Source organism: Serratia sp. Je.1.23.a (assembly GCF_051129805.1).
Taxonomy (GTDB): domain Bacteria; phylum Pseudomonadota; class Gammaproteobacteria; order Enterobacterales; family Enterobacteriaceae; genus Serratia; species Serratia liquefaciens.
The window spans coordinates 830202-851507 of sequence record NZ_JBCPSR010000001.1 but is presented as its reverse complement, the minus strand read 5'-3'; the positions used below and the strand labels follow the sequence as shown (position 1 = coordinate 851507).

21 protein-coding genes are annotated in these 21306 nt (G+C 54.8%); 13 read left to right on the top strand and 8 right to left on the bottom strand.

Translation table 11 applies throughout. From position 1 onward, the window contains the following. Positions 1 to 42: 42 nt before the first annotated feature. Positions 43 to 348, bottom strand: coding sequence for a YbjC family protein (locus AAZT04_RS04130; RefSeq protein ID WP_044549449.1), 306 nt, complete (start codon positions 346 to 348; stop codon positions 43 to 45). Between the two features lie 242 nt (positions 349 to 590). On the opposite strand from AAZT04_RS04130, the gene AAZT04_RS04125 reads away from it, so the two are divergent. After that, positions 591 to 854 carry a GrxA family glutaredoxin gene (locus AAZT04_RS04125; RefSeq protein ID WP_012006074.1) on the top strand — a complete coding sequence of 88 codons (264 nt, stop codon included), beginning with the start codon at positions 591 to 593 and terminating at the stop codon, positions 852 to 854. Positions 855 to 897: 43 nt separating this feature from the next. Here AAZT04_RS04125 and AAZT04_RS04120 read toward each other — a convergent pair whose 3' ends face one another. Further along, entirely contained in the window at positions 898 to 1287 is a 390-nt protein-coding gene (locus tag AAZT04_RS04120; protein WP_048761796.1) for an inner membrane protein YbjM, read from the bottom strand. A gap of 166 nt (positions 1288 to 1453) precedes the next feature. Between AAZT04_RS04120 and AAZT04_RS04115 the strand changes: the two genes are divergently transcribed. Further along, positions 1454 to 1582, top strand: a complete 129-nt coding sequence (locus AAZT04_RS04115; protein WP_434679044.1) for a hypothetical protein — start codon at positions 1454 to 1456, stop codon at positions 1580 to 1582. Between the two features lie 132 nt (positions 1583 to 1714). Further along, entirely contained in the window at positions 1715 to 3403 is a 1689-nt protein-coding gene (locus AAZT04_RS04110) for an aspartate:alanine antiporter (RefSeq protein ID WP_041414378.1), read from the top strand. Positions 3404 to 3687: 284 nt separating this feature from the next. Here the strand turns inward: AAZT04_RS04110 and AAZT04_RS04105 are convergent, their stop codons facing one another. The 3 genes from AAZT04_RS04105 to AAZT04_RS04095 form a co-directional block, all read right to left on the bottom strand. Further along, the gene (locus AAZT04_RS04105; RefSeq protein WP_129983586.1) at positions 3688 to 4656 is read right to left on the bottom strand and encodes a threonine ammonia-lyase; all 969 of its coding nucleotides are present in this window, start codon (positions 4654 to 4656) and stop codon (positions 3688 to 3690) included. Positions 4657 to 4860: 204 nt separating this feature from the next. Further along, the gene (gene eco, locus AAZT04_RS04100) at positions 4861 to 5373 is read right to left on the bottom strand and encodes a serine protease inhibitor ecotin (protein ID WP_020826071.1); all 513 of its coding nucleotides are present in this window, start codon (positions 5371 to 5373) and stop codon (positions 4861 to 4863) included. A 140-nt stretch (positions 5374 to 5513) separates the two neighbouring features. After that, positions 5514 to 6362, bottom strand: coding sequence for a 5'-methylthioadenosine/S-adenosylhomocysteine nucleosidase (locus AAZT04_RS04095; protein ID WP_129940208.1), 849 nt, complete (start codon positions 6360 to 6362; stop codon positions 5514 to 5516). A gap of 160 nt (positions 6363 to 6522) precedes the next feature. Between AAZT04_RS04095 and AAZT04_RS04090 the strand changes: the two genes are divergently transcribed. Next, positions 6523 to 7257: a phosphatase PAP2 family protein gene (locus tag AAZT04_RS04090; protein ID WP_262032769.1), complete on the top strand. Its 735-nt coding sequence runs from the start codon at positions 6523 to 6525 to the stop codon at positions 7255 to 7257. A gap of 5 nt (positions 7258 to 7262) precedes the next feature. Beyond that, a complete protein-coding gene (gene ybjG, locus AAZT04_RS04085) occupies positions 7263 to 7868 on the top strand; it encodes an undecaprenyl-diphosphate phosphatase (protein WP_261159378.1) in 606 nt (201 codons plus the stop codon). Between the two features lie 34 nt (positions 7869 to 7902). On the opposite strand, the gene AAZT04_RS04080 is transcribed toward ybjG, so the two are convergent. Then, a complete protein-coding gene (locus tag AAZT04_RS04080; RefSeq protein ID WP_262032768.1) occupies positions 7903 to 8742 on the bottom strand; it encodes a hypothetical protein in 840 nt (279 codons plus the stop codon). Between the two features lie 218 nt (positions 8743 to 8960). Between AAZT04_RS04080 and deoC the strand changes: the two genes are divergently transcribed. The 4 genes from deoC (at position 8961) to AAZT04_RS04060 (ending at position 14269) form a co-directional block, all read left to right on the top strand. Continuing rightward, the gene (gene deoC / locus AAZT04_RS04075; RefSeq protein WP_020826066.1) at positions 8961 to 9641 is read left to right on the top strand and encodes a deoxyribose-phosphate aldolase; all 681 of its coding nucleotides are present in this window, start codon (positions 8961 to 8963) and stop codon (positions 9639 to 9641) included. A 141-nt stretch (positions 9642 to 9782) separates the two neighbouring features. Beyond that, entirely contained in the window at positions 9783 to 10547 is a 765-nt protein-coding gene (gene deoR / locus AAZT04_RS04070; protein WP_046374028.1) for a DNA-binding transcriptional repressor DeoR, read from the top strand. Between the two features lie 968 nt (positions 10548 to 11515). Beyond that, entirely contained in the window at positions 11516 to 12811 is a 1296-nt protein-coding gene (locus AAZT04_RS04065; protein WP_020826064.1) for an HAAAP family serine/threonine permease, read from the top strand. 90 nt (positions 12812 to 12901) lie between these two features. Next, positions 12902 to 14269 (top strand): L-serine ammonia-lyase, encoded by a 1368-nt coding sequence (locus AAZT04_RS04060; protein WP_020826063.1) that lies wholly within the window; start codon positions 12902 to 12904, stop codon positions 14267 to 14269. Positions 14270 to 14337: 68 nt separating this feature from the next. Here AAZT04_RS04060 and AAZT04_RS04055 read toward each other — a convergent pair whose 3' ends face one another. Continuing rightward, positions 14338 to 15543, bottom strand: a complete 1206-nt coding sequence (locus AAZT04_RS04055; protein WP_165366431.1) for a serine hydrolase — start codon at positions 15541 to 15543, stop codon at positions 14338 to 14340. Between the two features lie 464 nt (positions 15544 to 16007). Here AAZT04_RS04055 and AAZT04_RS04050 point away from each other — a divergent pair, with 464 nt between their 5' ends. Next, a complete protein-coding gene (locus tag AAZT04_RS04050) occupies positions 16008 to 17375 on the top strand; it encodes a pyridoxal-phosphate dependent enzyme (RefSeq protein WP_115059325.1) in 1368 nt (455 codons plus the stop codon). A gap of 14 nt (positions 17376 to 17389) precedes the next feature. Beyond that, positions 17390 to 18535 (top strand): trans-sulfuration enzyme family protein, encoded by a 1146-nt coding sequence (locus AAZT04_RS04045; protein WP_129940203.1) that lies wholly within the window; start codon positions 17390 to 17392, stop codon positions 18533 to 18535. 69 nt (positions 18536 to 18604) lie between these two features. On the opposite strand, the gene AAZT04_RS04040 is transcribed toward AAZT04_RS04045, so the two are convergent. After that, positions 18605 to 19624 (bottom strand): isopenicillin N synthase family dioxygenase, encoded by a 1020-nt coding sequence (locus tag AAZT04_RS04040; protein WP_129940971.1) that lies wholly within the window; start codon positions 19622 to 19624, stop codon positions 18605 to 18607. Positions 19625 to 19917: 293 nt separating this feature from the next. Here AAZT04_RS04040 and AAZT04_RS04035 point away from each other — a divergent pair, with 293 nt between their 5' ends. Together AAZT04_RS04035 and AAZT04_RS04030 are read left to right on the top strand one after the other, a co-directional pair. After that, positions 19918 to 20574, top strand: coding sequence for an HAD family hydrolase (locus tag AAZT04_RS04035; protein WP_048761769.1), 657 nt, complete (start codon positions 19918 to 19920; stop codon positions 20572 to 20574). Between the two features lie 106 nt (positions 20575 to 20680). Continuing rightward, positions 20681 to 21301 (top strand): glutathione S-transferase family protein, encoded by a 621-nt coding sequence (locus AAZT04_RS04030; RefSeq protein ID WP_129940202.1) that lies wholly within the window; start codon positions 20681 to 20683, stop codon positions 21299 to 21301. Positions 21302 to 21306 lie beyond the last annotated feature (5 nt).

Here is a 21306-nt window from a genome sequence, read left to right as displayed (position 1 = left end):
AGGCAATCACCTGCCAGGCAGGCCTGCACCGACGGCCATCACTCAGCCGCGCGGCTCACTGTCGTTTTTATCGACCGGCGAATGAGGCTTATGCCGATCGTTCTGCGGCGGCTGACCGCCGCGCATTAGCGGGCCAAATCCTTGCACCACGCGCCAAACCAAAAAAGCCGCCGCCGGGACCATCAGCGCCACGCCGAGGAAAATCATGCCCACCGCTGCCTGCTGGGAAGCCAACCAGCCCGGCAATTGAACGTGACCGTGAATGCTCAGATAAGCCAGCACTAATGACAGCATGCCCAGGCCTTCCAAAACCAACACCGTACGGGGTAAGTCACCGAATGAACGCATATTTTTCTTCTCCAGAAGCTCTGCCTCCAGTGTAGTGAATTCCCCCCGATGGCGACAGCCCCGGCGGCTTAATCGGTTAGATGAATCAGATTAACAGGTAATTCCTGCTTTTTTTTCGCTGACCCAACGGGCATAGTAGGCGCCATCAATGCGGGTAATGCTCAACCTTAAGTCTTTTTTGACTGACAGAATGTCATTGCAGTTGCGATTAAATTATTGAATATCAATCTAAGGAGTGTTGCATGTTTGCAGTTATCTTCGGGCGCCCAGGCTGTCCTTATTGTGTCCGTGCGAAAGAGTTGGCGGAAAAACTGACTGAAGAACGTGACGATTTCAACTTCCGTTATGTTGATATCCACGCTGAAGGCATCACCAAAGCCGATCTGGAAAAAACCGTTGGCAAACCGGTAGAAACCGTTCCGCAGATCTTCCTCGATGAGAAACACATCGGCGGCTGCACCGATTTCGAAGCTTATGCCAAAGAAAACCTGAACCTGTTCCAGTAAGTTTCAGGCAAGAACGACAAAAAGGCGCTCAAAGCGCCTTTTTTTATTGCCGTTCGCGGCGGTGACATTGCAGATAAGCCTGCAACAAGCCGCCGATAAACAGCGCCAGCAGCGCGCCAAACATGCACCAGAATACCGCGCTGGTGGCGTAAGCCAATTCCTGCCAGAACGAATAAGAGGGTGTTAACCAAAAGTGGCGGATGATCAGGCACAGCGGCAGTGCATAGAGCGCACCCAGTAACGGGCAGAGAATGCGTTTTTTACTCGACAGATAACTGGCAACCACGCCGGGTATCACGAACAGCAACAGGCCGGTCTCCCCCCGATGCTCATGATCGGTACTGCCAAAGACTCCGCTCTGCTGGCCGAGATACACCAGGCTGAACAGCAGGAAACAGCTCAAAATACCCCACCAATACCGTTCGCTCGCCATACCCTACTCCCCCTTAATCTGTTACCACACCGTAGAAATCAGCCGTGTCACAAAGCCGGTGACGCCTTGCCGAAGAACGGCAACGCTGAACTGAACTTTTTCCTTGGCTACTAAAAGAGAGCTATCCCGCTAAATTTCAGGCTGCGCATCCTCGGCACCGGCGGCTATGCCATTGGGCAGAGCACGTCTCTGGCTGCAGACGACGGCGTTGCGGCTTGAAATACAACGGGTAAAAATGCGTTCGGTGGCGCAGGAACTCAGCTTTATGCTGGCTGTCATGCGCCATAGCGACTAGAATAAACGCCGCCGATCGATGGTTCGAATCGCCTTCCGCTGGTTAGTTATTTATGACGTCGATTTTTGACTGAATTTATATCTTATAGTTATCTATATCAAGCACTTACTGGTAAACAATAAGTTATCCTCCGTGAACATAAACGTCGCTAGTTTGTTAAACGGTAACTACATCCTGTTACTGTTCGTGGTACTCGCACTGGGGCTGTGCCTCGGTAAAGTCCGTCTGGGCTCCGTTCAACTCGGTAATTCCATTGGCGTTTTGGTGGTTTCGCTGCTGCTTGGCCAACAACATTTCGCCATTAACACCGAAGCGCTAAATCTCGGCTTTATGCTGTTTATTTTCTGCGTTGGCGTGGAAGCCGGGCCCAACTTTTTCTCGATATTTTTCCGCGACGGTAAAAATTACCTGATGCTGGCGCTGGTAATGGTCGGTTCCGCGATGGTGATCGCCATCGGTCTCGGCAAACTTTTCCACTGGGATATTGGCCTGACCGCCGGCATGCTCGCCGGATCCATGACCTCAACCCCAGTCCTGGTTGGCGCTGGCGATACGCTGCGCAATACCATCACCAACGGCCCGGCGCTGCTGGCGGCACAGGATCATCTGAGCCTCGGCTATGCCCTGACCTACCTGATTGGCCTGGTGAGTCTGATTTTCGGCGCACGTTACCTGCCTAAGCTGCAACACCAGGACCTTTCCACCTCCGCTCAGCAAATTGCCCGCGAACGTGGCCTGGATACGGACAGCCAACGCAAGGTTTATTTGCCGGTTATCCGCGCTTACCGCGTGGGACCGGAGCTGGTGGCCTGGGCCGATGGCAAAAACCTGCGCGAACTGGGCATCTATCGCCAGACCGGCTGCTATATCGAACGCATTCGTCGTAACGGTATTTTGGCAAACCCGGACGGTGACGCGGTGCTACAGGTAGGCGATGAAATCTCGCTGGTTGGCTACCCTGATGCCCATGCACGGCTGGATCCCAGCTTCCGCAACGGCAAAGAGGTCTTCGACCGCGATCTGCTGGACATGCGCATCGTCACCGAAGAGATTGTGGTCAAGAACAGCAATGCGGTGAACAAGCGCCTGAGCCAACTGAAGCTGACCGATCACGGCTGCTTCCTCAACCGGGTGATCCGTAGCCAGATTGAAATGCCTATCGACGACAGTATCGTGCTCAACAAAGGCGATGTACTGCAGGTCAGCGGCGACGCTCGCCGGGTGAAAAGCGTGGCGGAGAAGATTGGCTTTATCTCGATCCACAGTCAGGTCACCGATCTGTTGGCATTCTGCGCCTTCTTTATCATCGGGCTGTTGATTGGCCAGATCACCATCCAGTTCAGCAACTTCTCGTTCGGCATCGGTAACGCCGCCGGCTTGCTGATGTCCGGCATCATGCTCGGCTTCCTGCGTGCCAACCACCCGACCTTTGGCTACATTCCGCAGGGCGCGTTGAATATGGTGAAAGAGTTCGGCCTGATGGTGTTTATGGCCGGTGTTGGCCTGAGCGCCGGTGCCGGTATTGGCCACAGCCTGGGTGCCGTTGGCGGCCAGATGCTGATTGCCGGACTGATCGTCAGCCTGGTGCCGGTGGTGATCTGCTTCCTGTTCGGCGCTTACGTGCTGCGCATGAACCGTGCCCTGCTGTTTGGCGCCATTATGGGGGCCCGCACCTGTGCGCCAGCGATGGAGATTATCAGCGACACCGCACGCAGCAATATCCCTGCCCTGGGCTATGCCGGTACCTATGCTATCGCTAACGTATTGTTAACCCTGGCCGGTTCGCTGATTGTAGTGTTGTGGCCGGGGATCCTCGGCTAAACGATAAGCAATGAAGATGAATCAGTGGCAAAAATATTTTGAAATTTTTATCCCCGGTGAGAACTTTCCTTGCCGGGGGTAGTCTGAATTAGTGCCACTGCTTTTCTTTGATGTCCCCATTTTGTGGAGCCCGTTAGTCCCGCCTTTTTAGGTTCAAGACTATCGGGTTTTTTGTTGCCTGAAATAAAGTGAGCCGGTGGTTCGGCCCAACAAAACCATTAAATTCATTGATACTCAGACGTGACTTATAAGCAGGCGTCACTCATCCGAAAATTGCGATGAACTCAAAGATTGCGCGAATAACTCACCCATTTCGCCATGTCCCGATGGGATATATTCCCACCGCACACCACCATCCCGATCACCGCATTGGCGGGCAGCTTGGGCGCAATAGCCAGCACAGCGGGAATGAGCGTTCCGGAAGCCAATTCGACCCACTGCTTAGCCTCTTCGCCAAAAGCGATCATCCCTTCGATGGCAGCCTTATCTGAAACAACCACTATGTCTTCGACATAAGCTTGAGCATGCGCAAGCATCATTTCATCAATGACGGGCACCCCCAGCGTGGAAATAATGGACGTGACCTCAATCTCGACAGGTTTCCCCGCGCCAAGCGCCTGATGCATTGAATTGGCGCCCGCAGTTTCAACACCCCAAATCCTGATCTCCGGCTTGATGGTTTTCAGCGCCGTCGCCACACCGGCCAGCATGCCACCGCCACCTACAGCAACAAAAACATCGGTTAAATCAGGACAATCGGCGATAAACTCAAGTGCCAGGGTGCCATGCCCTTCGGCTATCAGCGAATCGTTACAGTCATCGATAACCACATAACCTTCGGCTGCCAAGGCCTTCGCTCGCTCAAACGCCGCATGAACATCCGTTTCTATCATGACGCTACTGCCCAACTGACGGACCCGGGCGATAGCGGTTGAGGGTGCGCTGGGTGGCATAATAATGGTGACGTCAGCGCCAAAGATTTTCGCAGCCTCGGCGATCGCAATACCAAAATTACCGCCGCTCACCGCAACAAACCGGTTATCTTTAAGCTCATCCGCCAGTTTCAAAAATTTGTTAAGCACCCCTCGGGCTTTAAAAGAGCCGCCAAGCTGGGTGTTTTCCAGCTTCAGGAAGACGGGCCGCTGGATCTTTTCAGCCAGTTTCGAACCGGGAATGGCCGGAGTGCGAATCACTTTCTCAGATAAACGCTCCGCTGCTTCAATGATGGCGTTAAATTCAATTAATTTTGTCATGTTGGCCCAGTTAGGTAGATTGCGTTGCTGTGTATCGACACCAAACTACATACTTTTACTGCCGTTTTCTATTGCTATACCCCACTGTGCGACACACAAAAAAAGCCCGTTTGGGGGGCTATGGCCAACGGCGCAATGCACTCCCCCAAACGGGCTTTTATTCGGTAATGACTTAGCCGTGCTAATGGTTAGCACGCATCGATATTATTTCTGCTCGGCCTTGCTCACCGTCTCTTCGGCTTTCCACACGCGGTATTTCACTTCCACGTCTTTCGGCACGTAGACCACAATCGGCAAGCGGCTGTTGTAACGCTGCATGGACGCGTCACCCAAATTGGCAGCGATAAATTTCTGCTGTTTGCTATTGTCTGGGCACCCCATCAAGGTGGAGGCCGGATCGGACAGTTTTTCCAACACCAGATAGTCATAGCCCCAGCCGGAAAGGGTTTTGCTTTCCAGCGTGCCGCCGATCATGTGGTGGTTGCAGTCCACTTCCAGCGTTTTGCCGATCAGCAGTTCCACCTTGAAGTTCTCTTCGTGTTCCTGTTTAGGCAGGTAAATCACCTGACGGCTCATACCTTTTTCCGCTTTAGGGTATGGTGCGACCTTTTCCAGCGGCTGTTTGCTGATATCGGTGTCTTCGGCAGAGGTGGCAGCAATGGCGCTGGCGGAAACGGCCATCAGCAGGCCGGAAAATACGACGGATGCCTTGTTCATGTTTTATCCCTACAATGATTAAATGCTTCGCCCATAAGCTAATACACTACTGACAAGCTCGCCAGCAGTTTAATCTTCTTTACAATGGACAATGGTTAGCAATAACAACCAGAATGCCGACCACAAATCAGGATAAGCAATCAGCGAGATGCGTTTTCAGCGATATAAGCCTTCACCACCTGGTAGACATAATCCTGACACGCAAGCCCGGTCTGCGGATCGTATTTACCCTGGTTGGTAATATTGTTGGACAGGACGCGAATGCCGACAAAAGGAATATTGAAAGCCGCGGCTATCTGAGCGGCGGAAGCCGTTTCCATCTCTTCTACCGAGGTATGATATTTTTCGCGGAAGTCACGAATGCGATCCAGTTCGCTGTTCCAGACGTCGGCGGAGCCAATCACTCCTTCAACGACCTTGCCCTGCGCGTAGCTGCCCTTAACGCTCTCCGCTATCGCCAACAGTTTAGCGTCTGCCGGGAATTGACGGATCGTATGGGGATTTTTATCCTCACCGGCGCTGCCTTTCGAAGCCAGCAAATCCATAGGTTGCCACTGCCGTGAATCACTGCCTTCGCCCTGTGCTTTTTTCGGCGTTTTAAACGCGCCCAGGCTAACCGAATATTTTCCCAGCACGATGTCATACACTTTCAGCGCAGGATCGTGGCCGCCGGCAGTCCCCTGATTGATGATCGCCACAGGGCGGAACTGGGTCGCGGCGATCGCCGTAGCCGCCGCCGCGTTAGACATGCCTTTCAGCGTTTCCGACACCACGACCGGATAACCGTCCACGGTGCCGCGCCAGAAGCGCCAGCCGCCAATTTGTTCTTCACGCGGGTTGTCCAGACGTTGGGCGAAACGTTCCGCCTCCACCGGCATTGCGCCCTGAACCACAATCGGCCCGGGGGCAACGCCCTGCTGCGCCACCGTCAGAGGAGAAATCAGCGCGCCACAGGCCGCCAACAGCACAAGATTCAATTTTTTTGTCATCGCCACATCTTCCCAATAAAAAGCAAACGATTACCTTAACGGAAAGCCGATAGCTCGCCTATCCCTTTCTCGCAGCAGGCTTGCCCGGGCATTAAGGTTTTCTTAAGACAGAATTATTACAGTGGGGCTCTCTATCACTCTGATTGAATCTGAGCCCTGCGTGAATCCAAAACCTTCACTAAATCAATCCTCAACAACACCCCAAATTCAGACTAACGCCCTTTACTCGCTGCCGGCATCCTTTTACCGTTGGCAGGTTTTTGGGTTGATAGCCAGTGGGTTGCTGTTCCTTTGGCTGTCGCGCAATGAACAGCTGGACTGGGCCATCAGCAATTACTGGTTCGACGCCGCCAGCGGGCATTTTCCGTGGCAGAACAATCACTGGCTGGACTTGATTAACCACCGCCTGCTGAAAATCGGCGTGATTACCGGTGCGGTGCTGGCGCTGTTCTGGGGCATTTATCGCCGTAACCCGCGCATGATTGTCACCATGCTGCTGGTCGGCATTGGTCCCTTGGTGGTCGGGATTCTGAAAGCCACCAGCGCACATTCCTGCCCTTGGGATTTAATCGAATACGGCGGTAAGGCGATGTCCTACCCTCTGTTCGGCGCAATACCGGCGGTACCTGGACCGGGGCGCTGCTTCCCCGGCGGCCATGCCTCCAGCGGCTTTGCCGTGATGGCGCTGTTTTTCCTGTTTTATCCGCAACGCCCACGCCTGGCTTACTGGTGTTGGTTCGGCGGCATTGTGCTCGGCATGCTGATGGGTTTTGGTCAGGTCATGCGCGGCGCACATTTTCTTACCCATAACCTGTGGGCGGGTTGGTGGGTCTGGCTCAGCCAACTGGCTGTTTATTGCATGGCGAGCGGGTTTATCCGCCGCAAGACGAGGTAACTATGATAGAGCAGTTGAATTATCTTCTTTTCGCCTGGATCAACGCGACCCCGGCGTCCCCCGAAGGATCGATCGATATCGCCACCTTTCTGGCGCGCGATCTGATCGCTATCGTGCCGATGCTGATTATCGGACTATGGCTATGGGGGCCGCAGAACCAATTGGTGTCGCAACGTGAAGTGGTGGCCAAGACGACAATTGCTCTGCTGTTTGCCATGCTTTCTGCCGCCACTATCGGCATGTTGCTGCCACATGAACGGCCATTCGTCGCCGGTGTGGGGTATACCTTCCTGGCGCATGCACCGGACAGTTCCTTCCCCAGCGATCACGGTACCGCCATCTTTACTTTCGCACTGGCTTTCCTGTTCTGGCACCGTGTCTGGTCGGGGATTTTATTGTTAATCGTGGCGGCTGGCATCGCCTGGTCCCGTGTCTATCTGGGTGTGCACTGGCCGTTGGACATGGTGGGTGGCTTCCTGCTCGGTCTGGTAGGCTGCCTGTTTGCCCAACTGGTGTGGAACCTGTTCGGCGACATCATTGCCGCCAAACTGACGCGCCTGTACCGTTTCCTGTTCGCCTTCCCGATCCGTAAAGGGTGGGTTAAAGAGTAATCTCTCTTCAGACAGGGGCGGCTCCGCCCCTGTCTCACACCACCCCGGTGGTGACACTGAAGGCTCTCATTTTCCCCGCCTCTATCACCATTGCAGGCAGTTTGTCGCCCTTACCGGTGGCCGGTTGGATAAACATGAACAAACGCTGGCTGCCCTGTTGTGTGACGGGGCGCAGACCATAGTTAAATTGTGCGGTGGAAAAACGCGTGACGTATCGCCTGCCCTTTGAGGCCAACATAAAGAACTCGGCCTGATCGACATACAACGACAAATCGTCCGAACACAGCACGCCCCGATCGGCGATGCTCCCCGTTGGCATCAAGGCCGGTGCCGGTAAATTCTGCCGGAAAATGGCTGCTGGGATGCAGCCATAATTTAATTGGCAGACATAATTCAGCGGTAAAGGCGCTTCGGCGAGATTAGTGATTTGCATATCAATGGAAAATTGTGCGCTGTCCGCCGTCAAGCTCACCGCCGGGCGCAACCTGCACTGCCGATCGGCAAGTTCGCCACTGCCGTACAGCGTCAGGGTATTCCCCTCTAGCTTCAACGCTACACGCTGCATGTTTAATTCTGATGATGAACCATCCTCATACGGCCAGGGTGAATGGAAAGCAACGCCGCTATGAGGATGGCAACGGGCCGCCTTGACGCTACGCCGGCCCGACTTCAGCGAGTAGCCATCAAAATCGGCATCCCAAATCGTCATCCCACTGTAGGGCAATACCCGCAGCGAGCCGCGGCTATTTTCCAACGTCAGCATCGGTCCTGCCTGAGCACAATCAACAGCGGTAACCACAAAATCCGCATTGCGGAAAACTTCATCTGGTTGTGCCCCAAACCGCTGTGGCACCAGATTTATTAGCATATCCATAGTTTTTCCCCTGGGTGTTCTCGCAGGTCAAACCTGCATCCAGCACCAAAATGTTATTTAAATAACATATCATCACTGCCAATGTTATACACCACACAGCCTAAAAACGATGATCTGTGCTTCATTTTTAAAATCACGCTATCCTAACCGTCAGATGGATGTTATTATTCTAACATTATTCACATTGTGCTTTGATCAAACCTCAACAAGGAATCGAAATGACGACTGAAAACATTGATTACGCCCGCTATGTCGACCACACCCTGCTGGCGATGGATGCCACCGAAGAGCAAATCGCCAAACTCTGTGAAGAAGCGCAGCAGCACAACTTCTACGCCGTTTGCGTTAACTCCGGCTATGTGCCGCTGGCTGCGCATCTGCTGCAGGAAAGCGAAGTGAAAATCTGTTCGGTGATCGGCTTCCCTCTGGGTGCCGGCCTGACCGTAGCCAAAGCCTTCGAAGCCAAAGCGGCGATTGCAGCCGGCGCGCAGGAAATTGACATGGTGATCAACGTAGGCTGGCTGAAAAGCGGCCTGCTGGATGAAGTCAAAGCCGACATCGCCGCCGTGCGCGAGGTTTGCGCGGCGATCCCGTTGAAGGTAATATTGGAAACCTGCCTGCTCAGCGATGCGCAGATCGTTCAGGTTTGTGAAATGTGTCGCGAACTTGATGTGGCCTTCGTTAAAACCTCTACCGGCTTCAGCACCGGCGGTGCTCGTGAAGAGCACGTCAAGCTGATGCGTGCGACGGTAGGCAGTGAGATGGGGGTTAAAGCATCCGGCGCCGTGCGCGATCGCGCAACCGCCGAGAAGATGATCAAAGCAGGCGCTACTCGTATCGGCACCAGCTCTGGCGTAGCAATCGTTTCCGGTGATCAGGCTGCCGCCGGCAGCTACTGATAAACTGAGGCGCCTCAGTACCGGGCGCGCGCCGTGATAATCTGATGCGGGGTAATGTGTCCAGCCTTAGGCTGGTCAACTATTACCCCGCATTTGTGTGTTCGGCCCTGGAGAATGGCTCTTAACCCTGTGGGAAGACAGATGGAAACTCGGCGCGAAGAACGAATCAATCGGTTAGTCCAGGCGTTAAAGCGCTCTGACAAGATCCATTTAAAAGAAGCCGCCGTGCTGTTAGGCGTTTCAGAAATGACCATCCGCCGCGATCTCAGCGCGGAGCCGGCCGCCGTGGTGCTGTTGGGTGGCTATGTGGTCGCCGATCCCCGCAGCAATGGCGTCACCAACTATTTTGTCTCCGATCAAAAGGCCAAACAGGTCACGGAAAAGCGTCGTATCGGCCTGCTGGCCGCAGCGTTGATCAACGAAAACGACACCGTATTTTTCGACTGCGGCACCACCACCCCGGCGATCATCGATGCCATTGCCGACGATCTGGTGTTCACCGCAGTATGCCACTCGCTAAATACCTTTTTGGCGCTCCAGGACAAACCGAACTGCAAAGTGATCCTGTGCGGCGGTGAATTCAAGCCGAACAACTACATTTTCACCGCCGTCGGCCAACACAACGAGCTGGATCATATCTGCCCGAATATCGCCTTTATCTCCGCCGCCGGTCTGAGCCTGCAGCATGGCGCCACCTGCTTTAATTTTGACGAGCTGGAAATGAAACACCGGGCAATGGCCATGGCACAGCAAAAAATCCTGGTGGCCGATCACAGCAAGTTCGGTAAAACCAAGCCCGCCTGCATTGGTCCGCTGACGCAGTTCGACCGGGTGATTACCGATCGTCAGCCCGAGCCGCAGTTTGCGGACTTTTTCAGTGAAAACGCGATCGCCATTCGTTTTTAAGCTGAATTTTACCGTCGGTTCCAGCCGACGGTGCCCTTCACTGGCTCCCTTCTCTCTGCAAAAATTGAACAAATAATCTTCGATTGATGCGCAAATCTCTTTATCCACAGCCAATCTCAGGTTAATAAATTGCAACAGTTCTTCCTGCTTATTCCTTTAGCACGGATAAATCCCACACAATATTACTTTCACGCCCGGTATCTGCGGGGTTTTATATGATAAATCGCAATAACATCTACAAGATAAATATCAACAATTACGCAACCAATCCGGTTTAAATATAACCAATTTAGTTTATTTATATGATGAATGGTTAAGCATTTTTATCCGCTATCCAGTTAAGTAGTTTACCTTCGTTATTAGCGGGATATTTTAAATAAAACCATATAAAACAATTAATTAAAAGTTAATTCACTTAAAACCACAATGTGATCTACGTCACTAAAACCGCTTATTCCGGGTTTTTAGCTAGATCCAAACCCACGCTTAAAATATATTGCTCGGCTTGCTGACAACGGCAGCGTTTTATCTGGTTACAGATCGTCCACACCGGATAAATCCTGAAACATCCATGAGAGCGTTTTCAGCATGAAATCTTACACAAGTGCGCAACATATGCATGAAAAACCAATAAAAAAGCAATTAACCGCACATATTACGCATTTGAGAGCATGATCACGGTTGTTTCTACTGTAAATCGTTATCTTGCCGCCAACGAAAATCGGCAGGCCATGACCTTCCGGCAGCAGTATCGATGTGAGGCCCTTCGGGAGCGGAATATCATTTGATTAATTATCCGCCACACTGGCCAACGGTAATTAGCATAATAAACAACCAGGGGGACGCCAATTATCCCCGCAAGCAACACCTGATTCTTACCGATGCCGCCATCTGCTCTTGCGACATTCGGTTTTAACCTTAAGTTTTGCCTTTAATTTTAAATTAACGTGTTCACTTCGGAGATATTTATGGACACTACACAGACCGGCACCATTGCCTCTGCGGCTTCTGGCTCTACCAGTACCTGGCGTAAAACCGACACCATGTGGATGTTGGGCCTGTACGGCACCGCGATCGGCGCAGGCGTTTTGTTCCTGCCAATCAACGCCGGTATCGGTGGTTTGATTCCCCTGATCATCATGGCCATCATCGCTTTCCCGATGACCTTCTTCGCCCACCGTGGCCTGTGCCGTTTCGTGCTCTCCGGTAAAAATGCCGGTGAAGACATCACCGAAGTAGTTGAAGAACACTTTGGTATCGGCGCCGGTAAGCTGATCACTCTGCTCTACTTCTTCGCCATCTACCCAATCCTGCTGGTTTACAGCGTGGCGATCACCAACACCGTCGACAGCTTCATTACTCACCAGTTGGGTATGACGTCACCACCGCGCGCCATTCTGTCGCTGATCCTGATCGTGGGCCTGATGACCATCGTTCGTTTCGGTGAGCAAGCTATCGTGAAGACCATGAGCATCCTGGTGTTCCCGTTTGTTGGCGTGCTGATGCTGCTGGCTCTGTACCTGATCCCTAACTGGTCCACCGCCATCTTCGACAACGTTTCCCTGTCTGGCGCCGGTACCGGTATGGGCCACGGCCTGATCATCACCCTGTGGCTGGCGATCCCGGTCATGGTGTTCTCCTTCAACCATTCGCCGATCATCTCCGCCTTTGCGGTAGCCAAACGTGAAGAATACGGCCAGGAAGAAGCCGAGAAGAAATGCTCTCGCATTCTGGGCTTCGCTCACATCATGATGGTGTTGACCGTTATGTTCTTCGTGTTCAGCTGCGTGCTGAGCCTGTCCCCGGAAAACCTGGCGGAAGCCAAGGCACAGAACATCTCCATTCTGTCCTACCTGGCCAACCACTTTAACAACCCGATGATCGCCTACATCGCGCCGGTTATCGCCTTTATCGCCATCACCAAATCGTTCCTGGGCCACTACCTGGGCGCACGTGAAGGTTTTAACGGTCTGATCGCCAAATCGATGAAGAGCCGCGGTAAAACCATCAGCACCAACAAGCTGAACCGCATCACCGCCATCTTCATGCTGGTGACTACCTGGATTGTTGCGACCCTGAACCCAAGCATCCTCGGCATGATCGAGAACCTGGGTGGTCCAATCATCGCCATGCTGCTGTTCCTGATGCCGATGTACGCTATCCGTAAAGTGCCTGCCATGCGCAAGTACAGCGGCCACATCAGCAACGTGTTCGTGGTAGTGATGGGCCTGATCGCCATCTCCGCAATCCTGTACAGCCTCTAATCCAGCCCGGCCGGCGCCCTGTGCGCCGGCTTCTCTGCACGGCCCCCTTTCCTGCATTAACGCCTAACACCTGAAGAAGGAGGCGAAACCATGGTCAGCGTTTTCGATATTTTTAAAATTGGTATTGGCCCATCCAGCTCCCACACCGTCGGTCCGATGAAAGCCGGCAAGCTGTTCGCCGATGAGTTGATCGCCAGCCAGCAGTTGATGGATACCACCCGCGTCGTGGTGGACGTCTACGGCTCGCTGTCTCTGACCGGCAAAGGACACCACACCGATATCGCCATTATTATGGGCCTGGCGGGTAACCTGCCGCACGACGTGGATATCGACGGTATCGCCGGTTTTATCCGTGACGTTGAGCAACGCGGTCGCCTGCTGATGGCCAAGGGTCATCACGAAGTGGATTTTCCGCTGCAAACCAGCATGAACTTCCACAGCAATAATCTGCCGCTGCATGAAAACGGCATGCGCATCAGCGCCTTCGCCGACGAACGTCTGCTGCACAGCAAAACCTATTACTCTACCGGCGGCGGTTTTATCGTCGATGAGGAACATTTCGGCCTGTCGGAGGCGAATCCGGTTCAGGTGCCCTTCCCGTTCAATTCGGCGCGTGACTTACAACAGCACTGCAAGGACGCCGGCCTTTCGCTGTCCGGTCTGGTGATGCAAAACGAGCTGGCGTTGCACAGCAAGGCCGAGATCGACGCGCACTTCGCCGAAGTCTGGCAAGTGATGCGTGCCGGTATTGAACGCGGCATGAATACCGAAGGCCTGCTGCCCGGCCCAATGAAGGTTCAGCGCCGCGCCGCTGCTCTGCGCCGTATTCTGGTGACCGGCGACAAGAACAACATCGATCCGATGAACGTCGTTGATTGGATCAATATGTTCGCCTTCGCCGTGAATGAAGAAAACGCCGCCGGTGGCCGCGTGGTGACCGCCCCAACCAACGGTGCCTGCGGCATCATCCCGGCGGTACTGGCCTATTACGACCAGTTTATTCGTCCGGTGAACCCTAATTCCTATAGCCGTTACTTCCTGACCTCCGGCGTCATTGGCGCGCTGTACAAGATGAACGCCTCTATTTCGGGCGCAGAAGTGGGCTGTCAGGGGGAAGTGGGCGTCGCCTGCTCCATGGCGGCGGCCGGTCTGGCGGAATTGATGGGCGGCAGCCCAGCTCAGGTTTGCATCGCGGCCGAGATCGCTATGGAGCATCATCTGGGGCTGACCTGCGATCCATTGGCTGGCCAGGTTCAGGTGCCCTGTATCGAACGTAACGCAATTTCCGCGGTGAAAGCGGTCAATGCAGCACGTATGGCTCTACGTCGTACCAGCGAGCCGCGGGTGTGCCTGGATAAGGTGATTGAAACCATGTATGAGACGGGCAAGGACATGAACGCCAAATACCGTGAGACGTCGCAGGGCGGTCTGGCGATCAAGGTGGTCGCCTGTAACTGATAAAAGCAGAGGGCGCCATCATGCGCCCTCTGTTTGATACCAACGTGGTCTTTGAACCCTCGTGATAACTAGCCGAACACGCTGCCGAACCACTGGGTCAGTTTCATCATCACCATGTCCCAAATACGGCTGAAGAAGTTCCCTTCTTTCACCTCTTGCATCGCCACCAGCGGATATTGCTCGATGGTTTTGCCGTCAAGCTGGAAATCGATGGTGCCAACCACCTGATTTTTTGCCAATGGCGCTTCCAGCGTCGGCTGGTTCAGCTTGTAACTGGCCTTCAGGTTTTTCATCTGCCCTTTCGGGATAGTGACCGCCGCATCTTTCGCTACGCCCAAAGGCACCTCGCCAACGTCGCCAAACCACACTTTCTGGGTAACAAACGGCTTGTCGGTTTTGATAGGCGTGGCAGTTTCGTAGAAGCGGAAGCCCCAGGTCAGCAGCTTTTCACTTTCGCTAAAGCGGACGCGATCGCTCGGCGCGCCCAGCACTACCGAGATCAAACGCATCGGGCCATCGGTGGCCGAGGCCACCAGGTTATGACCGGCGCCACCGGTGTAACCGGTTTTAATGCCGTCAACGTTCAGGTTGGAGCTCCACAACAGACGGTTGCGGTTAACCTGGCGGATCTTGTTGAAGGTGAACTCTTTTTCTTTATGCAGCGCATATTCATCCGGCACGTCGCGGATTAGTGCCTGACTCAGCAGCGCCATATCACGTGCGGTACTGTACTGCCCTTCCGCATCCAGCCCGTGCACCGTCAGGAAATGGGTGTTCTGCAGGCCCAGCGATTTGGCGTAGTTGTTCATCAGGCCGACAAACGAATCCTGGCTACCCGCGACATAATCGGCCAGCGCGATGCTGGCGTCGTTGCCCGACTGAATGACGATGCCTTTGTTGAGCTCCATCACCGGCACCTGGTCGCCCGGCTTGATAAACATCAGCGAGGAGCCGCGCAACGCCGGGTTACCGGTAGCCCAGGCATCTTTACCTACGGTGACCATGTCTTCCGGCTTGATCTTGCCGGCCTTGATCGCCTGGCCAATCACGTAGCTGGACATGATCTTGGTCAGGCTGGCGGGATCGAGCCGGGTATCGGCATTGCCCTCCGTCAGAATTTTGCCGCTGTTGTAATCCATCAGCACAAAAGCTTTGGCATCGACCTGCGGGGCAGCCGGCGCTTCCGCCGCCTGTACGACAGGCGCAGCCAAGAACAGGATGCTGACGCTAAAGGTTAATTTTTTCAGGGTAGTGGAAAAGTTTTTTTTCATCATGACGTCGCCAGAGTATCCATTCAAATCATTGAAATAGCGTTAACTTTCAAACATATTCACGTTTTCAGCCAACCAGCGAGAGTGGCCCGATACGCGTTTTCCAACCGCAAACTCCCTGCGGCCCCATGACGGGTTGAGCGGCGTACCGAAAATGCCCTTGCTGTGAGTTTATTAGATTCATCTTATTTTTGCAGGGTTTAGCGCGAATTTTCAGCATTTTTACATAACTGTACGCTGTTACGCGTAAATTGGATGAAAAGCCGACGGTGCGTCGTTTTTTTAAACGGCCCACGGCCATACGGCTGAACATCTGCACTGCTGAACATCCATGCCTCCATACGTCCAAATTGAATTAATATATTCCAAAAAGGCATATTGAGTGGTTATTTGTTCTTTTTAATAGGCTTATTGACAGCGCTATCATCCAGATAACGGCTTTAAACCGAATTATTCTGGAGATCCTCATGGCAATACCGCATTCCGTCATCGATATGATCGGTAACACCCCGATGCTGGAACTGACTCAGTTTGATACCGGCCCCTGCCGCCTGTTCGTCAAGCTTGAGAATCAAAACCCCGGCGGCTCCATCAAAGACCGCGTAGCGCTGTCGATGATCGAGCAAGCGGAACGCGACGGCAGCCTGCAGCCCGGCGGCACCATCATTGAAGCCACCGCCGGCAACACCGGCTTGGGCCTGGCGCTGGTGGCGGCCCTGAAGGGGTATAAGCTGTTGTTGGTGGTGCCGGACAAGATGAGCCGCGAGAAGATTTTCCATCTGCGCGCCCTGGGAGTAGAAGTGGTGCTGACCCGCTCCGACGTGGGCAAGGGGCACCCGGCTTACTATCAGGATTATGCCAAACGGCTGGCCGACGAAATCCCCGGTGCGTTTTATATCGATCAGTTTAACAACCCGGCCAACCCGGCGGCCCATACCCGCACCACCGCGCCGGAACTGTGGCAGCAGATGGAGCATCAGGTCGATGCCATCGTGGTTGGCGTCGGTTCCGGCGGCACACTCGGCGGCCTGAGCCACTATTTTGCCGAAGTCTCGCCACAAACCGAGTTCGTGTTGGCGGATCCGGCCGGCTCGATCCTGGCGGACTATCTTGATAACGGCCAGATCGGCGAGGCCGGCAGTTGGCTGGTGGAAGGGATCGGCGAAGATTTCATTCCGCCGCTGAGCGACTTTAACCAGGTGCGCAATGCCTATCGTATCGGCGATGCCGAAGCCTTCACCACCGCACGCGATCTGCTGCGCAAAGAAGGCGTGTTGGCAGGCTCATCCACCGGCACCCTGTTGGCGGCAGCGCTGCGCTATTGCCAGGCACAAACAGAGCCGAAACGCGTGGTCACCTTCGTCTGCGACAGCGGCAACAAATACCTGTCTAAAATGTATAACGACCACTGGATGCTGGAACAAGGCCTGCTGAGCAAGCCGCAGCATCAGGATTTACGCGATTTGATCGCCTACCGTCATGACGAAGGGGCCGCCGTTTCGGTCGCACCGGAAGACACGCTGGCTATCGTTCATGCCCGCATGCGGCTGTATGACATCTCGCAGCTGCCGGTGCTGGAAGGCGATCGGGTTGTCGGCCTGATCGACGAGTGGGATCTGCTCAATGCCGTGCAGGCGGACGCCAGCCACTTCAGTCTGCCGGCCGCCCGTGCCATGACCCATTCGGTCAATACGCTGCAAAAAGAAGCCAGCTATCAGGATTTACTGGCCACCTTCAATCACGGCCACGTAGCGGTCGTCCTCGACGGTGAGCGTTTCCTCGGTTTGATTACCCGCACAGACGTGCTTAACGCCTGGCGCCAAAAATTACGTTAATAAGGAATGATTGTATGGCCAAGTTTGATACGTTGACGGTTCATGCCGGTTACACGCCGGATGCCACCGGTGCGGTAATGCCGGCCATTTATGCGACCTCCACCTACGCCCAACCGGCGCCGGGGGAGCATACCGGTTATGAATATTCACGCAGCGCCAACCCAACGCGCACCGCATTGGAGAGCGCCATTGCCGAACTGGAAGGCGGCAGCCGTGGGTATGCCTTTGCCTCTGGCCTGGCCGCCTGTTCAACGGTGCTGGAGCTGCTCGATCAGGGTAGCCATCTGGTGGCGGTCGACGATCTGTACGGCGGCACCTATCGCCTGCTGGAGAAGGTCCGCAGCCGTACCGCAGGCCTGCGCGTCACCTATGTTTCCCCGGCGGACCTTGCCGGGCTGGAACAGGCCATCGAACCGGATACCAAAATGATCTGGGTTGAAACGCCGACCAACCCACTGCTGAAATTGGCTGATCTGAGCGCCATCGCCACCATCGCTAAAAAACACGATTTGATCAGCGTAGCGGACAACACCTTTGCCTCGCCTTATATCCAGCGTCCGCTGGATCTCGGCTTTGATGTGGTAGTGCATTCCGCCACCAAATACCTCAACGGCCATTCCGACGTGGTCGCCGGTGTCGCTGCGGTGGGGAATAACCCAGAGTTGGCCGAGCAGCTCGGCTTCCTGCAAAACGCGGTGGGCGGCATTCTCGATCCGTTCAGCAGCTTCCTGACGCTGCGCGGCATCCGCACCCTGGCATTGCGTATGGAGCGTCACAGCAATAGCGCCTTGCGTATTGCCCAGTGGCTGGAAGGCCAACCTCAGGTAGAAGAAGTCTACTACCCTGGTCTGCCGAGCCACCCGCAGCACGCGTTGGCGGCCAGGCAGATGAGCAGCTTTGGCGGCATGATTTCCGTACGGCTGAAAGGCGATGATGCCTATGCGCGCCGGGTGATCAAACGTTCACAGCTGTTTACCCTGGCAGAGAGCCTCGGCGGCGTGGAAAGCCTGATCAGTCAGCCGTTCAGCATGACTCACGCTTCTATCCCGCTGGAACAGCGGATGAAAACCGGTATTACGCCGCAATTGCTGCGCCTGTCGGTAGGGATTGAGGATGCGGAAGATTTGATCGCCGATCTGCAGCAGGCACTGGCAGAGTAATTCAAAACAATCGGGTCGAACATGTTCGACCCGACTCACCCGGTTGGGCGCGGTATGCGGCCTCCTCCCTTAAGCAACCACATCCTGGTAATAACGCTGCGCCACATCCGGATGGGAACGGATGCGTCCTTTCAGGTAGTTAAAGCCTACGTCGCGCAACAGCGGATTATGCGGATCGCTGGTTGGGCCATGGGCTTCCGCGGCCAGATATTCAGGCAGCTGATACACAGGCACCACCGCGTCCAGTCGCGCCCCGAGGAAGAAAGCAATCGACAGTCGATCGCTCCCCGCCGGCGGCGTCTCCACCCGATGTACCGTGGCGCGCAGGTAGCCGTTGGTTGCCAACTCTAGCAATTCGCCAATGTTGACCACAAAGGTATCCTCAAGCGGTTCGGCGTCAACCCAACGCCCTTCATCCACTTCAACCTGCAGACCTTTCTGCCGGTCCTGCAGCAGGAAGCTGAGAAAACCGGAGTCTTTATGGGCGCCAACCCCCTGCCCGCTCGCGGTCGCTTCACGCCCTGGATAACGGATCAGTTTGATATGTTCATTGGGTTTGTCGCCGTAGAGCGAATCAAATGCTTGTTCCGGCAGTGAAAGCGACAGGGCAAAGGCGCGCAACAGCCGCAGCGACATGGCGGTCATTGCCTGCTGCCATTGCAATAACAGCGGTTTCAGCTCGGGCAATGCCTCCGGCCATTGGTTCGGCCCTTGCAAACGCGCCCAGCGTGGGGTTGCTTCAGCCAACGGCAGCGCCGCTCGCTCTGCACCGATATCAAACTGTTCGCGCCAGTCTGGCTGGCCGCGGGTCAATTCAGCCGCCGCACGGTTATAGCCGCGAAAATGCGGCGAATGCACCATCTGCACCGCCAGTTTGTCGGCTTCCGGCAGGGCGAAAAACTGCCTCGCCAACCGTTGCAGCTGTGCATTCAGGGCACTATCAACGCCGTGGCCACGCAAATAGAAAAAGCCGACGTCACGCGCCGCAATACGCAAACCGTCAAGAAACGCCTGCCGCTGCCCGGCGTCGCCATCAAGCTGCGAAAGATCCAGCAGCGGCAGCTTCTTCAGCGTCAGTGGGGGTGTCATCATCCTGTTCCTCTTCATCCCCGACAAAAATCGGGCCGGTATAAAGGCGAATTATCAGCATCTTCAACTCCTGGATAGCCAGCGTATTACCCCTATAGTTACCACTGCGGCTCAAGCGTCAGCCAATATTGTTGCGTTCTAAGTTATGCAAACCTTCAACAAAGCGTCGCAAAACTGTCATCAATGCGACTTATGCTCTGCGCAATTTCGTTGTCGCCACTGGCTGGCGACTAACGCTATCCGCTATTCTATAAACAGCCCATTCCCCCTCCCTGCCTGCCGGAGAAATACTGATGGATTTAGCCTTATTCGACCTGGATGAAACCCTGATTGATGAAGACAGCGCCAGCCTATGGATGCGTTGGTTGGTCACTGAAGGGTTTGCACCGGCGGAACTGGAACAGCAGGAACAGCAACTGATGCAGCACTATTATCAGGGCAAGCTGTCCATGGAGGACTACATGCAGGCCACGCTGGCGCCGCTGGCCGGCCTGAGTACCGAAACGGTGGCCGGCTGGGTGCAGCGCTATATTCGCCGCGATATCCTGCCGCGAGTCTACCCTGCCGCCCGCGAGCGGCTGCTGTGGCACCGCGAGCGTGGTGATTGCATTCTGGTCATTTCCGCCACGGGCGAGCACCTGGTGGCCCCCATTGCCGCCCAGCTTGGCGCCGACGGCGCGCTGGCCATCGGCGTCGAAGTGCAAGACGGCCGCTTCACCGGCAACACCTACGGCACCATGACCTACCAACAGGGCAAGGTTATCCGCCTGAAAAAGTGGTTGGCTGAACATCCGGAACTGAGCTTCGAGCACAGCCACGGCTACAGCGACTCCCTCAACGACAAGGCGATGCTGGAATACGTCGACAGCGCCACGGTGATCAACCCCGACAGCGAGCTCAACGCGTTGGCGCTGGAGCAAGGCTGGGAGATCTGCCGCTGGGAGCGCTGAATGTGTCGCCCACGTCGGCAAAAAATGCCTTCCAGTGTGACAAGCGCTGAATTGTGGAGTAGGAATAATTAGTTAGGTTGATTAACCCACGTAAAAGAGGCGTTCTATGCTGACCATTTGGGGTCGTGAAAATTCGAACAACGTCAGGAAAGTGCTGTGGTGCGCCGCAGAGTTGGAGCTGAGTTACAGCCATATCAACGCCGGAGGCGCTTTCGGCAAGGTGAACGACGAACTCTACCGTTCATTGAACCCGAATGGCCTGGTGCCGCTGCTGCAAGACGATGACTTTGTGCTGTGGGAGTCCAACACCATAGTGCGCTATCTGGCCGCGAAGTTTGGTAGCGAACCTTTCTACCCGCAGGATCTGCAGGCGCGTGCCAGTGCCGAAAAATGGATGGACTGGACCACGGCCACCATTGTCAGTCACTTTAGCGTGGTGTTCTGGGGTTTGGTGCGTACCAAGCCGGAACTGCGTGACATGGCGAAGATCGAAGCGGCGATTGCCACACTGGAAAAGCATTTCGACATTGTGGAAGACACCTTGGGTCATCAGCCTTACCTGTCCGGTGAAGACTTCGGTATCGGCGATATCCCGCTGGGCAGTTTCGCCTACGCCTGGTTCTCCATGCCGATCAAGCGCCAAGCTCGCCCGAACATGGAGCGCTGGTATAAGCAACTGACCGAGCGGCCAGCCTATCAGCGCGGTGTGATGAGTGAGTTAACCTGAGTTTC

What these genes read in the sequence shown, in the direction of transcription:
- AAZT04_RS04055 (WP_165366431.1), bottom strand. Translation starts at nt 15,543, where the DNA reads ATGATGAAAAAAAACTTTTCCACTACCCTGAAAAAATTAACCTTTAGC.
- deoR (WP_046374028.1), top strand. Translation starts at nt 9,783, where the DNA reads ATGGAAACTCGGCGCGAAGAACGAATCAATCGGTTAGTCCAGGCGTTA.
- AAZT04_RS04120 (WP_048761796.1), bottom strand. Translation starts at nt 1,287, where the DNA reads ATGGCGAGCGAACGGTATTGGTGGGGTATTTTGAGCTGTTTCCTGCTG.
- AAZT04_RS04130 (WP_044549449.1), bottom strand. Translation starts at nt 348, where the DNA reads ATGCGTTCATTCGGTGACTTACCCCGTACGGTGTTGGTTTTGGAAGGC.
- AAZT04_RS04095 (WP_129940208.1), bottom strand. Translation starts at nt 6,362, where the DNA reads ATGACAAAAAAATTGAATCTTGTGCTGTTGGCGGCCTGTGGCGCGCTG.
- deoC (WP_020826066.1), top strand. Translation starts at nt 8,961, where the DNA reads ATGACGACTGAAAACATTGATTACGCCCGCTATGTCGACCACACCCTG.
- AAZT04_RS04080 (WP_262032768.1), bottom strand. Translation starts at nt 8,742, where the DNA reads ATGGATATGCTAATAAATCTGGTGCCACAGCGGTTTGGGGCACAACCA.
- AAZT04_RS04065 (WP_020826064.1), top strand. Translation starts at nt 11,516, where the DNA reads ATGGACACTACACAGACCGGCACCATTGCCTCTGCGGCTTCTGGCTCT.
- AAZT04_RS04030 (WP_129940202.1), top strand. Translation starts at nt 20,681, where the DNA reads ATGCTGACCATTTGGGGTCGTGAAAATTCGAACAACGTCAGGAAAGTG.
- AAZT04_RS04115 (WP_434679044.1), top strand. Translation starts at nt 1,454, where the DNA reads ATGCCATTGGGCAGAGCACGTCTCTGGCTGCAGACGACGGCGTTGCGG.
- AAZT04_RS04125 (WP_012006074.1), top strand. Translation starts at nt 591, where the DNA reads ATGTTTGCAGTTATCTTCGGGCGCCCAGGCTGTCCTTATTGTGTCCGT.
- eco (WP_020826071.1), bottom strand. Translation starts at nt 5,373, where the DNA reads ATGAACAAGGCATCCGTCGTATTTTCCGGCCTGCTGATGGCCGTTTCC.
- AAZT04_RS04060 (WP_020826063.1), top strand. Translation starts at nt 12,902, where the DNA reads ATGGTCAGCGTTTTCGATATTTTTAAAATTGGTATTGGCCCATCCAGC.
- AAZT04_RS04050 (WP_115059325.1), top strand. Translation starts at nt 16,008, where the DNA reads ATGGCAATACCGCATTCCGTCATCGATATGATCGGTAACACCCCGATG.
- AAZT04_RS04105 (WP_129983586.1), bottom strand. Translation starts at nt 4,656, where the DNA reads ATGACAAAATTAATTGAATTTAACGCCATCATTGAAGCAGCGGAGCGT.
- AAZT04_RS04040 (WP_129940971.1), bottom strand. Translation starts at nt 19,624, where the DNA reads ATGACACCCCCACTGACGCTGAAGAAGCTGCCGCTGCTGGATCTTTCG.
- AAZT04_RS04035 (WP_048761769.1), top strand. Translation starts at nt 19,918, where the DNA reads ATGGATTTAGCCTTATTCGACCTGGATGAAACCCTGATTGATGAAGAC.
- AAZT04_RS04045 (WP_129940203.1), top strand. Translation starts at nt 17,390, where the DNA reads ATGGCCAAGTTTGATACGTTGACGGTTCATGCCGGTTACACGCCGGAT.